Source organism: Microbulbifer mixtoriginis (SeqCode) (assembly GCF_052467235.1).
In genome coordinates this window covers 3,203,518-3,218,251 of the sequence record NZ_CP174305.1, presented here as the reverse complement: position 1 = coordinate 3,218,251, position 14,734 = coordinate 3,203,518, and the positions used below count along the sequence as shown (strand labels likewise).

Here is a 14,734-nt window from a genome sequence, read left to right as displayed (position 1 = left end):
CCACCAACTAGATCACCATTTTATTTATATTATTGAAAAATAATCGCGAAACATAAGAAGGGGAAAGAGACTTCTTGGATTCACTAAAAACATTCAGTGAAATATTTTTTTTGTCTGTATACAACAACATTTGTTCTGCAAGTGAATCATCAACACAATTGTCAAAAGTGACACAAAATCCCCATTGCTTAAGATCTTGAAAACCACCACTATTTGGCCCAAGCACAGGAGTATTAAAAGTTATGGCCATCATAGCAGCACCGGAATTCATTGTCCGATAGTAGGGGCAAACAGCTAAATCGGCTGAACGAAAATATATCTGTAACTTATCATTAGGGACCGGTGTCATGTCCAAAATTACATCATCTTTCTCTGAAGCCCAATGCTTAATCTCTCCAACTAAACGACCATCGGTAGGAAGCCCTGCAATTATTAACCAAGTTTTAATTTTTGACCTTTTCCTTACAAATTCATAGGATTCCATCAATCGGTCATAACCTTTATATTCCATAATTGCCCCAAAACAGAGAAAAACAAAATCACCACCAGTAATTCCCAATTGGTTTCTTGCTTGATCTCGTGAAACTGTATCAGGTTGGGCTCCCTCATAACTGGGATGTGGAACTAAAAAGGTTTTCTTCTCATTTAGTGAATAGTAATGACTCGTCTGCTTTACACTATCACTAGCCATGATATGCACAGAGTCAGCGGCATCTGCAACTAATTGATGTATTTTTTTATCTTGATCAATCCAGACTGTTTCATGTGGCATTACATTATGTACCGTCCACACTATTTTATGACCATTATCTTTAATTCTTCTGATTAGTTTTTCCCAATACACTACAGCCTTATTGGCATCATCTTCAGTTTTAGCGTACTTTGTTTTATCGTGCAGCCAGTGAAAATGACAAATCACTTTACCGGGCCATGGTATCTCGCCGCATAGATCTAGTTTATGGATAGGTAGAAGACTAACATTATATTCAGTATGAGCAGAATATAATAAAGCTTGATATTGATTTCTCTGTGCTACAGGCCCATAGGCCAAGACGCAATGATCATTACTGGTATTTAACAGCTCCGACTCTAATACATTATTATTTTTTGAAAGTTCAGCACAGCTTTGCCATAGTTTTTCTGGTATATCAATAACTTTAAGCATGAAGAACTTCCTCTTTAATCATATTTACCTGTGTAACCAGCCCTTTATAGATTGTTTCATAACGAATAGCATTAGCACTCCAGGTACGTTCAGAAAAGACCCAATCTTTGGCTATTTTTACCTTATTCTGCCTCAAAGCTGGATCATTAATATAAATTAGTAGTTGATCGACAAGGCTATTTACATCTGCAGGTTTTGCAATTAATCCTCTATCTCCGTTCTCTCCCACAACTTCCTTTAAAGCTGGCAGGTCTGTTACTATGATTGGTCTCTCCAAAGCCATGGCCTCGTAGGGTTTGAGCGGGGTAACCCAATCCGCAGCATAATCTGGGATACGTGGAATAACAAATAGATCAATTGCTTTGTAGTAAGAATTAATCAAACTATGATCAACTTCACCAGAAAAATGAATAATTCCGGAAAGTTCTAATTGATCAGCTAAGTCCTGTAAATTTTGTCGTTCGGGACCATCACCAACCAAAAGGCCTCTAATATTCAATCCAGAGATTTCACGTAGTCTTTTAATTGCCCGAATTAAATATTGATGTCCTTCTCGACGGGACATGTTTGAAATATATCCAACCACATAATCGGCACCTTGTAACTCAGGTATTTCTACAGGCTTAAATTTTTTTCCGAGATATTTTGTCTCATCAATTGCATTTGGTATCACTCCAATCTTTTCTGGTGCAACACCTCTCTCAATCAGAATTTTTTTCATACTATATGAAATTGTGGTCACGAAATCTGCCTGAGACATACAAAAGTCTTCTTTAATTATTCGCAACTTTGTTTTCTCTAGCTCCATCACATCACCACGAACAGAAGTCCAGGTATGCTCGTGAAATGAACGGACTTCGTATAAGAGAGGCAAGCCAGTAGCTCTTTTTATAGCTAGCGCTTGAAGTGCCAACTCATATCCTCGAACACCTGATGCAGCATGAATTAAGTGAGCACCACGTGCTTTAAGGATCATAGCGATATGAAATGCTGAATAACTGCTTCGATCAGCAAGTGAAATGCCTCTCAAACCTTCTGTATTTGCACCAATGCGAAAATGTTCTATTCCTTCTATTTTTTCATAATTTCTCACACCCGAGATGCCAGCAGATCTTGGATACCCTACTGGTGAGATAATAAAAGGATCAATACCAATTCTCTGTTGTGAAAGAACCGTATTTAGGCAGCGGATTGCTCCACCTGTATTCTCATATGGATATGCAGTTTTGTGTAGATGAGCAACTGTTAATTTCTCGTTTTTTCTAATTTTTAAAATTCTGTCATTTTGAATGAGATTTGGTACCCAGGTTCGATCTAACTCAACCATTTCCTGAATTGCGCTATTGAGCTGATTCAAATCATTTTTGTGTCCCGAGACATTATATTTGTAGCTCAATAGGGCAAGCCTCAAACTTGTAGCGCCCTCTTTATGAATAAATGGTTCAATAGCCTTAACCCAATGCGTACCTGGCATTTTTTGACTAAGCCAACGAGCAGTATCCTCTACGCGTACTTTTCCAAGGTTTGCTTTTTGTATTTGAATTTTTCCAATTGTAGAAAAAGCAACAATATCTGCCTCTACCTTTGAATAATTTGAATTCTCAGGAATAGTAAATATTAGTAGCCTCAAAGCCCCCTTTTCTTTAGTTGTGTCCACGTATTGGTAGTGGGGGTATGCTTTTGAAGCAGCAAACCCAGATATTTTACCTTTAAGCTGTTTACCACTTTTATCGAAGAATCTAAAACTGGCAACTATACCCTTTGAGTTTCCACCAGTTTCATCATTAACCTCTAATTCAAGATAGTATAGACCGCTACTATCGATTGTTTGACTTATTGTAAAAATTGTTTTGGGGGAAAGAACCTTTATTGGGTCATTGTAATTTGAAGACCCTTCAATTCTGTTGATGAGTTTTAAAAATGCATCTCTATTATCCGGATCATTTGGAAATAGATAATAACTGTAGTCAGAAAATTCTTCACAAGTTCTCTCGATTCTATATTTATCAGTGAAATTAATATTCGAATAATATGAACAAGTACTTTCATCAATAAATGCATCTGCATAAAACAAATGCTCTTTAATCACTGGTAGGGAAACTTTTCTTGCTGATATTATAGCTGGTAAAGATGTTGAGAAATTTCCTGAGGCGATTAGGATAGATGGACGATGAATCTTGAACATCTCTATGTAAGCGTCAACTTCTGCTTGTAAGTAAGATTTATTATTCTTTACATATCTGTTACCAACTTCATCATATAGAATATGTGATATTCCATCTATCGTTAGTTCTCTTTTATATAACTCAGAACTTGTCCCCTTATCCAATCTATTTTCTGATCTAATAAAACAGAAAATTTTATAACCTCTTATTTGGAGTAGCTTTGCCATTTTTATAATTCGCTTAGCATAACCCTCTTTTACATTATCCGGGTTATAACTTCCTACAAACGCTACACATTTATTAACTGGAACAATTTTGGTATCTATAGGTTGTTCTATTAGTTCTTTTGCAGTATTAATAAGTTCTGTTACATCAATTAAGGGTCTACTTTGGGAAACATTCTCTACATTGTCAGTAAATCTCTCTCGTAAAGAATTTACCAGTACACTCAATTGTTCATTCATTGATGGTATCCTGTTAGAAGATACCGGCATACTTAATACTTGTTGAATCCCATTTCTTAGGCTAGTCACATTAGCTGCTTCAAATGAAATAACTCCATCATACTTAGCAGAAATTTCTAATAGTGGCTCCACATCTGATACGACTAGCCTTTTACCAAACGCTATTGACTCTAGAGCCTTCATTGGTGATACTAATTCAGATACTAGAAATTTCTTTCTAGGAATTACAATTACGTCAATTAGAGCATAATAATCTGCAACTTTCTCATGTTCTACTCTGCCTACCTGAATTATCCATGATTTGTTTGCAAGTTGACGTTGTGAATGAACCAATTGGTTAGTTGGGTTCTCATCTCCCACAAGTAAAAGCTTATAATGAGCGCGCCGATGATTAAGTTCTTTACAAGCTTCTATAAGAGTGTCTATACCCTCATACGAATTGAAGCTACCTATATAGCCTATCACTATATCATCTGGATCTATACCTAATCTTTTCTTTACTTCGGGGTCAGCATGCTTTTTTATAGGTAACCTATTAATTCCTAAAGGAAGAATATTAATCTTTTCAATTTCTATACCACGAACACTTAATTCAGTTCTCATCAAATGATTAAGTGTAAATACCTTTGTAGCTTTCTTACAAACGAATGTATTACGTTCTGCCTCTATTTTAAATAAGGAGGTTTTATCAAATCCTGGTTCTCGAGCAGCTCGAGACAATTCCCAGAATCCACGCACCTCATAATAAAAAGGTATACCATGGCGCTTAGCAGCAACCCATGCTGGAAGTCCCACAATATAATCTGACGCAGCTAATACAAATTCGGGTCTATAAATTTTAAAAAGCTCACAAAAACGAGCAACACTAGATTCGAGATGATCTCTTTCGTCATTTGGAGCTTGATTTTTTTTCCAACGGCTGTGTATATAGCGGACTCCATCAATCACTATTTCAGGGGCAACGTTATTCTTCAGTGAACCTAATTCCCATGGTCTTCCAGGACGTACAAAACACAGAGTATCAAAACCTTGCTCATTCAATGATTTAGCTACTTCTTGTGTACGAACCGCGTAACCATTACTGGCATAACTTTCTCCATGGCTCACTATATAGGCTATGCGGCCAGGTACTGATGAATACACTCTGCTTAGTGAATGTTCTGAGAGCATTTCAGCGTGTTTTAACAGCACATCCATAAAATATTTTGTCCAGTGATTAGTAAACTGTAAAATCCGTTTATGTTTACTTAATTAATCTGTCCAACCCTTAGGCGAGAAGGCCAACCGCGTCTATCAGATTACTTTTGCTTGTTAATAGGCTTTTTTGCTCTGAAAATAGGCTATGTTTAACTAATATACATACAACATCAGCGTCATTCAGTGAGTTCTCTAAAGTAGAAAGCTCAACGTTCGAATGTTCGAGCATCTTGGGCAAGTTCTCAATATTTGGTTCAACCACTTTTAATCTACAACCCAAAGTCGCAATTGCATTCACTATATTAAGGGCCGGGCTTTCACGAAGATCATCAATATCTGGTTTAAAGGCGATCCCCAAACAGGTAACTGTAATATCACCATAGGTATAACCTGATTTTTCTGCTTGAATTTTCTTTAGATGTTCCTTAACTTGATTAATAACCCACTTTGGTTTATCGTCATTAACCTCACGGGCAGTACGTATCAGTTTGGCTTCTTTAGGACACGAATCAACAATAAACCAGGGATCTACAGCTATACAATGTCCGCCGACACCGGCACCTGGCTGAAGGATATCGACACGTGGATGGCGGTTAGAAAGTGAGATCAGCTCCCAGGCATTAATACCTAGCTTATTACAAATAACAGATAGTTCATTGGCAAAAGCAATATTCACATCCCTGAAACTGTTCTCCGTAAGCTTGGTCATCTCAGCCGTTCTGGTTGTAGTTATCAGACACTCACCTTCGATAAATATCTGATAAAGATTTTTAGCCGCTTCGGAGCATTTATGAGTCATACCCCCTATAACACGATCATTATCAACTAATTCACGAACCACATGCCCGGGTAATACTCGCTCCGGACAGTATGCTATTCGAATATCGGATAGCTCACCATGAGTTTGCGGGAATGTCAGATCTGGCCTAGCCTCCGCAAGCCATAACGACATTTTCTCTGTTGTTCCTACAGGAGAAGTTGATTCCAATACCACTAAATCTCCAACCTTTAATACGGGAGCTAATGCTTTAGAAGCCATTTCAATGTAGCTAAGATCCGCTTTATGAATATTTCCTTCAGATTCTTTGATGAATGGTGTTGGTACGGCTATCAAAAAGGCATCAGCGGCTTGAGGCCTGGTCGTTGCATTTAAAAAGCCTTCAGTTACCGCGGCATGGACGATCATATCCAATTCAGGTTCTACGATATGAATATTTCCTTTATTTATGGTATCAACCACATGCTGGTCTATATCTATACCTATTACTTTCTTACGTCTGGAAGCAATTACAGCAGCTGTGGGCAATCCGATATACCCCAGCCCAATAACAGAAATGGTTTCGAATTCCATAAATATTCCTATTAATTTTCATTGGAAGTGCCATTAGAAATGGCAGTTTCATGAAGTTCCCTGTATCACTCAAAATATCACTGAAATTCAATCAGAGATTCTATTATTCTGTTACATGCTTGCCCATCTCCATAGGGATTATGAGCATAACTCATCTTTTTATATTCATCATCATCGGTGAGAAGTCTAGATAGTTCACTAGTAATATTTGAGGTATCGGTACCTACTAGCTTTACCGTACCTGCCAATAATGCTTCGGGGCGTTCGGTCGTATCACGCATTACTAGAACAGGCTTACCTAGAGATGGTGCCTCCTCTTGGATTCCCCCAGAATCGGTTAGAATAATATTTGATCTATTCATCAAATATACAAATGGCAAGTAATCTAAAGGGTCAATAAGATAGATATTATCTATATGTTTTAAAAGGCGATTTACAGGCTCCCGTACATTTGGATTTAAATGTACAGGATAAACTATCTGAGTATTAGGATGAGATTTCGAAATTTCAACAAGTGCCTTACATATACGTTCAAATCCACCACCAAAACTCTCACGACGGTGCCCAGTGACTAAAATTAATTTTCTTGTATCATCTAGGAAACTGAAGTCTCTAGTTAATCCCTCATAATGGGATTGATTGTTATCAAGTTTGCGTACGACCTCAAGCAAAGAATCAATAACTGTGTTTCCAGTTACATATATCTGATCTTCACTTACTCCATCATTTAGTAAATTTATTTTTGAATTTTCCGTCGGTGTAAAATGTAGAGTAGCCAGAGACCCTGTTAGTTTTCGATTTGCTTCTTCTGGCCAGGGTGAGTAAAGATTCCCTGTACGTAGGCCGGCTTCTACATGGCCAATAGGAATTTTATTGTAATAAGCAGCTAAACTTGCTATTAAAGTAGTTGTAGTATCCCCATGTACCAAAACCATATCCGGGTTGGCTTTAGTAATTATTCTGCTTACACCTGTCAGAATATTTGCACTCAGGTCAGCAAGATTCTGTCCTGGTTTCATTAAGTTAAGATCATAGTCTGGATTCAATTCAAACAAGCTGAGTACTTGATCCAGCATTTCACGATGTTGTGCAGTCACACAAACCTTGGTCTCGAATCTAGAATCATCTTTAAGCCTTAAGGATAATGGCGCCATTTTTATCGCTTCGGGGCGAGTACCAAAAACAATAAGTACTTTCATACAAGTATTCCTTTACTAAATCACATCTGATCCCTTTTCATCAATAATCAAGTACTCAAGTTCTTGACAACGTCTTACATACTTTTCCAGTAGACATTGAGTCTCTTTTAATTGTGATTCCACAATATTATCGGTGTCATTTTCGAAACTTCTCTCTCTATATTTTAATATGTTAACGCTTTCATCATTTTTGATATTCCAGTTACTTTGCCTTACTGGCTGAACTTCCCTACCCTCACGTCTACCAAATCGCAGGTAGTGAATAAGAGGATTTTCATTGCTTTGGGCGACATCTGGATATTTCTTTTGATAACTTGCACTGCAAAATAAAGCGGATGGACTTCTCCCCATACGCCAGCCGTAGCGTAAGTAATGTAGCTCTGGTGTTAGCTTGATACTCTCTACATCAGAATGATGCGATAGGTACCACTCAGCATCAAATAGTGGAGTATCTTTCAATAACTGAACTTGGTACTTCTCATTCATTGCTTTTTTACCATGAATAGGTGAAACCAATAATGAATTAGTTGCCAAAATTAAGTTAAATTTATTTATATTAACGGAAACACTGTTGACCACTTCATTTAAGACTTTTATTTAACTTTTATTCAACAAAATCTTTAAGAACTTTTCTAAATTTGAAATGAGCTGTTAGATTCAACGAATATATAGAACACTCTTCACTTAAAGGTAATTCAACCTTGATCGTGCTAGATTTATATTCTAACAATTATTTATAATTTTTAAGTTGCAAAATTTTATTACAGTGAAAATAATTAAATTTTTTGCTTAATGTTATTGTTTGAAAAAATTAACGCCCAAAATTATGATCTCGCACTGACTCGCCAAGTAAACGCATCAAATAGTCTCCATAGCCACTTTTCATAAGCAATCGAGCCTGAGTTTCAAGTTCATCAGCTGAAATAAAACCTTTACGAAAAGCCACTTCTTCTGGGCAGGCAATTTTTAGCCCCTGACGACGCTCAATGGTTTGTACAAAGTGTGCAGCGGCTAGTAAATTATCATGAGTACCGGTATCTAACCAGGCAGAACCTCGCCCCATTAATTCCAAATTTAATTCACCTCTATCTAGATACATTCGATTTAGATCTGTAATTTCCAGCTCACCACGATTACTTGGTCTAATCTCTCTCACCAATTCACAAGCTTTATGATCATATAAATACAAACCGGTGATGGCGTAGTTTGATTTTGGTTCTGTTGGTTTTTCCTCAACACTAATAACTTTACCTTCTGGATTAAATTCAGCAACACCATAAGCACCTGGATCTGCAATCCTATATCCAAATATAGTGGCACCCTGGAGTCTGGCATTAGCTCTATTCAACAGATCACTAAATTGGTGCGCGTAAAAAATATTATCTCCAAGAATGAGAGCACTGGGATTGTTGCCAATATGATCACGTCCGATTATAAATGCTTCAGCCAATCCATTTGGAGACCTCTGAATTGCATAACTTAAATTTATTCCCCACTGTGCACCATTTCCTAATAGTGCTTTGAAAAGACATTGATCCTGAGGTGTTGTGATGATTAGAATTTCTCTAATACCTGCTAACATCAATGTGGTAAGTGGATAATAAATCATTGGCTTGTCATATACAGGCATCAGTTGCTTACTGATACCCTTGGTCAGTGGATAGAGCCGGGTTCCAGTACCACCAGCTAATATGATCCCTCTACGCCCATAATGAGTCGCAGTCACAATTCCTCCAGCATATTTAGATTAGCGCCAGGGTCAAAATATGTTGTACTACATTTATATTGAAAATCAGTTAATTTAATTGTCTCTATAGATCAAGTAGTATCATATGAATAAAAAATTTTTTTAACACTCCTAACCTCAGAATGATAGAACAGCTGCGGTTCCAACGGCAATTCGATACAAGATTTCTGTGATATCTTTTGTCACCTGCAATTCACTTGCGTTTATCTTTGGCATCACCATAATCTCATCTCCGGGACGCAACCGATTCCCAAGGCGATTATCAAAATCTCTATCTTCAATACGCGTAATTGTTCCATCCAGATGTAATACTACTAATTCATTACGATTGGCATTATTAGCAAATCCACCAGCTAGTTCTATATAGTCTTCCAAAGTATATTTTTTATTATAAATAAGAGATGTTGGAAATATCACTTCGCCAACTATGGACACTGTAGAAGCTTTTAAAGGGACAATTATTTCATCGCCATCCTCTAGTAACATATCAGAAGCTTTTGGATTATTTGCGATAACAACCTGTCCCCTAGGTTTTGCTTTACGAGCTTGCTTGATGAAATTCTGAATCATTAAAGCATTATCTTTTTGAGAGTCCTTTTCAAGATCGGTAGTAGGCTGACGGGTCAAAACTTCCATCTGGAGTGCATCAAGGGATCTACCAAGTGCTGCTCTTTGCTTCTCCGCCACACTTTTCCGATAGAGTTGAATCGATTTTTGATCAGCATTTTCACGATAACTTAATTGAATCAATAACTCATGAAGCGTGGCACCATAAGGCAGTATATATGTAGCGGGTCCGTTTAGTTCTCCAGAAACTAAGATTGATATTGACCGTACATCATTATCACGCACCAATTCGACCTCTGCACCAGGATACAGTCGAGTTGTCATCGCCTGAGATAAGGGTAAATAGTAAGCTTGTTGTACTCCATCAATAATTTGCGTGATACGTGCGAAGTTGGCTTGTGGATCTGGTTTACTGACCAGCAACATCTCACCCAATTGAGTATAAGGACCTGAGAACTCCAATTGCGCAGCCTGTTGAACGGCTCCATCGATAGTAACAGAACCTTTTCTGGCCCCGACTACAATGACATCACCACTACGCAGCTGCAAAGCTGGCATAACACCATCGACTAAGAAATTATACAAATTGACCTGTTGTATTAATTCCCCTTGCCTAATCACCTTTATATCGACAAAGCTACCACTCTCGGCGTCTATTCCACCAGAACTATCCAAGTAGTACAAGATAGAGTCGGAACTAAAACCATTATATAGCCCTGGATTATTCACATATCCAGTGACGAATACTTTTACAGGCTGGCTAGCCTCAAGGTTCGCATAAGCTTGTACATTGTTTTTGAAAACCCGTTTTACGTGGCGAAGAACAAAATCATTTAGATCTCCGTTTTGAACACCTCCAACATGTACTGGGCCCACCTCTGGTACAAAAATATTTCCCTTAGGATCAACTGGTAAAGTAGCACTAAAGCTATATGCTCCCCATAGTTGCAAGTTAATCTGATCTCCAATTGTTATTCTATAATCAGGGTTAAATCCGTTGAAAGGTTGATCCTTAAATCCACCTTGAAAAAGAGTTTTCCCAAAAACGGGAACTTCAGATTGGTTTTTTTCACTTGTTTCTATTTTGTCTATAAGCTGTGTTTCTAGGGCAAAGACCTCACCACATGAGAAAACACTGAATATAATAAAAATAGATGCGAAATATTTAATTCTATCTTCACTGGTAAGTTTCATTTTTCAATTGAGCATCCTAGCTTATAGATGATTCATATTTAAACCGCACACCCAGAATTAGTATTACATTTAACATATATTTTTATATGCGATTATCTCTTATACTTGCTATTAGCATAACTACAATGCCATACAATAGTAAAAGTATTATTGTGAGGCTCACTAAGTTATAAATCTTATGTGGGTATTCTGCCTCTTCAGCGAGTGATGGTTGTGTTACAACCATTAGATGTTTTAATTTACCAGAAGCTTCCATTCTTGCACTTTCCAGAGCCTTAAGTGATGCTGCGTAAGCATCAGTTGCAAATTGTAGATCTAATTCTAGATTCTGAAAGTGTGCACCTAATGTATTGAGTCTCTGTTCACCTTTCTCGTCACCTATACCAACCAATCGAACTTTTTCTAGTTCGATTTGATTTTTCAAGGCGCCAATTTCTGCTTGCATTGAAATTATTTGTGATGAGTCAGTATTTAGATACGTTTTAGCGGCTGTAAGTTTGGCGCGTTCTTCGGCCAAACGAGCCTCCAAACTCTGGATAATACTGCTGATTCCCTTTGTTAGCTCTTCAGGACTTACCACATTATTACTATTTTGGAAATCCAAAATATCCTGCTTTGACATTCGGAGCTTGCTCTGCGCAAGTTCCACCTCATTCTCGACGAAGTCTACTTGCTTATCAGCAAGTTGGTTACTCAGCGCATTAACAAAGTTCTCAGATTTCAGTATTACCGTTTCAATGAGTAGCCGTGCAAAATTTGGATCGAAGGCCTGCATTTCTATAGTGATTATTCCAGTAGTTTCAGCATGATTTACTACTATGTGATTTCGATAATACTCTAGGTACTCTTCTTGAGTAGCATCAGTAGATAGGCGAGAAAATATATCACGCTTATTGCTTTTGTAGTATTCTGATAACTTCAATTCATTGTCTAAATACAAAGCCATATCTAGTGATTGAATGTAGTTCACTACCAGAAAAGAATCCTGATTATCATTCCCTATTCCAGGAATCAAAAAGCCTAAGCCAGTCGATGCCCCCTGAGAAGATGCAGTATCTTTGACTATCAACTGTGCAATGCTTATATATCGCTCAGAGACAAAAAATACATAGTAAACAGCTACCAGAAATACTGGCATAAGTACGAATAACAAAAAACCAATATGCCTAAAGAGTAATGCTCTAATTTCCTTTTTAAATTTTTTTATGAAAATACTGCTTAATAGGGTAAAATTACCCAGTGACCTTTCTAGTTTATCTGTGATGCTCCGCAACATTTCATTCATATAATTAAATTTTAAATTTTGCACAGCTTTTATCGACTTATTTATATTAATTCATTAAATGCTTACTTATTATTTTTTCTCCCCCCCCTGAGTAATCTGGTATATCTGCTCGATATAAAGCAATCGCTTTTCCTATCGACTTGCATATCTTCACACCACCATCATCAATATAGATACCTACATCACAATTTTTTCTTAAAATTGGCATTGCATGTGTCACGATAATAAAATTAGATTTTTTTCGTTTTTCAGCAATAGTTGCTTCACATTTTCTTCGAAAATGAGCATCACCCACCGACATTACCTCATCCACTAAATAAACATCAAAGTCCAAGGCAATACTCAGTCCGAAAGCTAATCGAGAACGCATACCTGAGGAATAGTTTTTTATTGGAGCATCAAAATAATTACCAATTTCTGAAAACTCTTGGACCTGTTTCATTACTTTGCATTTATCTTCTCTCCAAACACCATGTATTCCACACACAAAAGCAACATTCTCTCTACCAGTCATACTTCCTTGAAATCCGCCGGACAATCCCATAGGCCAGGATATTCTTTTATCTGTTACAATTTTTCCAGAGTCTGGGTAGTCAATTCCGCCCATAATTCTTAATAAAGTCGACTTGCCTACTCCATTTCTTCCTAGAATACCTATATTTTTCCCTTCTGGAAAATTAGCATTTACATTTTGAAATAGGATCTTTCGTCCATGGGGCGTACGGTATGACTTGGTAAGGTTTTTTAATTTGATCATTGACTTCTCACCAAATCTCTCCAATAAGCCCTGTAAGTTAATAAGCCCAACGCAAGCATACCTGCTGAAGAAAAAATCAAATATTCAAAATTAGAAAATTTACCTTCGTAGGACGCAAATAAACCTTCTCTTGTAAATTCAATAACATGCAATAAAGGGTTCCAAAGTAAATACTGATGGTACTCCTCTGGGACTTGCTCCAGTGAGAAAAATACCCCAGAAATAAAATAAAGAGGCCTATTCACCAGAGGAATTACTTTTGACACCTCGGGATGCTTTTCACCAAGTACACATAACACCAAACTAAGACCAAAACAGAAACAAAAAAATAAAATATTTACTTCAAATAATAAAAGTATATCTCCAAAAGGAACATAAATCCCAATCCAAGCAAGTATAATCATTAGAGTAAACAGACAAAGTATGTAAACTGAAAATTCTAAAAAGACTCTTGCTATTACAGTATCAAAGGGTCTCAATTGCCGATAATTGAATAAGCCACGATTAGATGATACGGCCGCAATTCCTTTTGATAAACAGTGACTAAAAAACAAAAATGGTGCAATACCACCAAGCATAAACAATGTAGTTGGGATACCTGGATAAAAATTTCTTCCAATTAAATTGAAGATGGTTGCCAACACCATTATGTGTAAAGCAGGCTCTAGTAACGCCCAAGCATATCCGAGCCGCCACTTACCGAAGCGGGTCTTCATCTCGCGAATAAGGAGTGAATATATCACATCCCGTTGGATCTGCCAGTTTGAACGTTTGGCTATAGGGTTCATAGATAATATTTCTTGAATATCGTTCTATATAACACTCTTATTATTGTGAGTGATGCTAAGGGTACACATATATATAGCGAATATTCCTGAGAATGCCACCTAAATCTCAAGTTGGCGCCACATTCCACCTAAATAAACCTTATTAGTTCCTTGGTTTTTTTAATGGCGTGGATGTGATCTTTATAGGATGATATTTGTGATGTAGAAATTTTATTTGTGTAACTGGTAATACCGGAATCCATCCTCTCTATAAATTCATCAAGTAGTATGACACTTAAAACAACTTCGAAATTGTACTACCTAATTCATAAAGAACTAATGAATTAATAATATTCATCATGGTGATTGGAACCTAACCCGCTTTTGAACGCACCTCCACTTAACTGGTATGGAGGTGTCTTATGGCACGAAGAAAGCACTACAACCGTTATGATGACGATTTTAAAGCAACAGCCGTATATCTAATCGATATCCCCGGTGTACTAGTGAAGCACGTGGCTGACGCTCTCGATATCCATGAAGTGATGATTTATTGTTGGTGCATAGAAATGTGACGGATGCAGATCATGGCAAAGAAGAAAAATATAAACATAGGTCCTGAGGTAAAGTCCGAGCAGAAGCGTCCCATGAAACTGGAGCGGGAGCATAATCTGCTTCAATAAGAGCACGCCCTTTTAAAAAAACCATCCGATTCTCTTTACAACAAAAAGGGAAATCTTCGAGTTCATCAATCATTACCGGGAGAAGCACAGTATCGCAATGATGTGCTGGATCTATGACGTCACCCTGATGGATACAATTACTGGCGCCACCGTGGCGTATGTGAACATCGATAAGAAAATAGTGAGCCGTTTG

At 37.3% G+C, this 14,734-nt stretch carries 11 protein-coding genes; 1 reads left to right on the top strand and 10 read right to left on the bottom strand.

Features of this window, described 5'->3' with window-relative positions:
- Positions 1-7: 7 nt before the first annotated feature.
- The 10 genes from ACJJIO_RS14125 to ACJJIO_RS14080 form a co-directional block, all read right to left on the bottom strand.
- A complete protein-coding gene (locus ACJJIO_RS14125; RefSeq protein ID WP_444908837.1) occupies positions 8-1,165 on the bottom strand; it encodes a glycosyltransferase in 1,158 nt (385 codons plus the stop codon).
- Positions 1,158-4,991 (bottom strand): glycosyltransferase, encoded by a 3,834-nt coding sequence (locus ACJJIO_RS14120; RefSeq protein WP_444908836.1) that lies wholly within the window; start codon positions 4,989-4,991, stop codon positions 1,158-1,160. Before ACJJIO_RS14120 ends, ACJJIO_RS14125 begins: the two co-directional genes overlap by 8 nt.
- 70 nt (positions 4,992-5,061) lie before the next feature.
- Positions 5,062-6,342, bottom strand: coding sequence for a UDP-N-acetyl-D-mannosamine dehydrogenase (wecC, locus tag ACJJIO_RS14115; RefSeq protein ID WP_444908835.1), 1,281 nt, complete (start codon positions 6,340-6,342; stop codon positions 5,062-5,064).
- Between the two features lie 77 nt (positions 6,343-6,419).
- Positions 6,420-7,541, bottom strand: a complete 1,122-nt coding sequence (gene wecB, locus ACJJIO_RS14110) for a non-hydrolyzing UDP-N-acetylglucosamine 2-epimerase (protein WP_444908834.1) — start codon at positions 7,539-7,541, stop codon at positions 6,420-6,422.
- 15 nt (positions 7,542-7,556) lie between these two features.
- A complete protein-coding gene (locus ACJJIO_RS14105; protein WP_444908833.1) occupies positions 7,557-8,120 on the bottom strand; it encodes a hypothetical protein in 564 nt (187 codons plus the stop codon).
- A gap of 232 nt (positions 8,121-8,352) precedes the next feature.
- Positions 8,353-9,267: a glucose-1-phosphate thymidylyltransferase RfbA gene (gene rfbA / locus ACJJIO_RS14100; RefSeq protein ID WP_444908832.1), complete on the bottom strand. Its 915-nt coding sequence runs from the start codon at positions 9,265-9,267 to the stop codon at positions 8,353-8,355.
- A 138-nt stretch (positions 9,268-9,405) separates the two neighbouring features.
- Positions 9,406-11,049 (bottom strand): polysaccharide biosynthesis/export family protein, encoded by a 1,644-nt coding sequence (locus ACJJIO_RS14095; RefSeq protein ID WP_444908831.1) that lies wholly within the window; start codon positions 11,047-11,049, stop codon positions 9,406-9,408.
- Between the two features lie 82 nt (positions 11,050-11,131).
- A complete protein-coding gene (locus ACJJIO_RS14090; RefSeq protein WP_444908830.1) occupies positions 11,132-12,358 on the bottom strand; it encodes a KpsE/RkpR family capsule polysaccharide export protein in 1,227 nt (408 codons plus the stop codon).
- A gap of 22 nt (positions 12,359-12,380) precedes the next feature.
- On the bottom strand, positions 12,381-13,091 hold the full coding sequence (locus tag ACJJIO_RS14085) for an ABC transporter ATP-binding protein (RefSeq protein WP_444908829.1): 711 nt from the start codon (positions 13,089-13,091) through the stop codon (positions 12,381-12,383).
- Complete coding sequence (locus tag ACJJIO_RS14080; RefSeq protein WP_444908828.1) at positions 13,088-13,879, bottom strand: ABC transporter permease; 792 nt, start codon at positions 13,877-13,879, stop codon at positions 13,088-13,090. The genes ACJJIO_RS14085 and ACJJIO_RS14080 overlap by 4 nt, the downstream gene beginning before the upstream one ends.
- 401 nt (positions 13,880-14,280) lie before the next feature.
- Here ACJJIO_RS14080 and ACJJIO_RS14075 point away from each other — a divergent pair, with 401 nt between their 5' ends.
- Positions 14,281-14,433 (top strand): hypothetical protein, encoded by a 153-nt coding sequence (locus ACJJIO_RS14075; protein ID WP_444908827.1) that lies wholly within the window; start codon positions 14,281-14,283, stop codon positions 14,431-14,433.
- The last annotated feature ends 301 nt before the right edge of the window (positions 14,434-14,734 follow it).

Bases quoted from the DNA above. Each gene is read 5' to 3' on its own strand.
- ACJJIO_RS14120 (WP_444908836.1), bottom strand. From the start codon at position 4,991: ATGGATGTGCTGTTAAAACACGCTGAAATGCTCTCAGAACATTCACTA.
- wecB (WP_444908834.1), bottom strand. From the start codon at position 7,541: ATGAAAGTACTTATTGTTTTTGGTACTCGCCCCGAAGCGATAAAAATG.
- ACJJIO_RS14095 (WP_444908831.1), bottom strand. From the start codon at position 11,049: ATGAAACTTACCAGTGAAGATAGAATTAAATATTTCGCATCTATTTTT.
- wecC (WP_444908835.1), bottom strand. From the start codon at position 6,342: ATGGAATTCGAAACCATTTCTGTTATTGGGCTGGGGTATATCGGATTG.
- ACJJIO_RS14075 (WP_444908827.1), top strand. From the start codon at position 14,281: ATGGCACGAAGAAAGCACTACAACCGTTATGATGACGATTTTAAAGCA.
- ACJJIO_RS14080 (WP_444908828.1), bottom strand. From the start codon at position 13,879: ATGAACCCTATAGCCAAACGTTCAAACTGGCAGATCCAACGGGATGTG.
- ACJJIO_RS14085 (WP_444908829.1), bottom strand. From the start codon at position 13,091: ATGATCAAATTAAAAAACCTTACCAAGTCATACCGTACGCCCCATGGA.
- ACJJIO_RS14125 (WP_444908837.1), bottom strand. From the start codon at position 1,165: ATGCTTAAAGTTATTGATATACCAGAAAAACTATGGCAAAGCTGTGCT.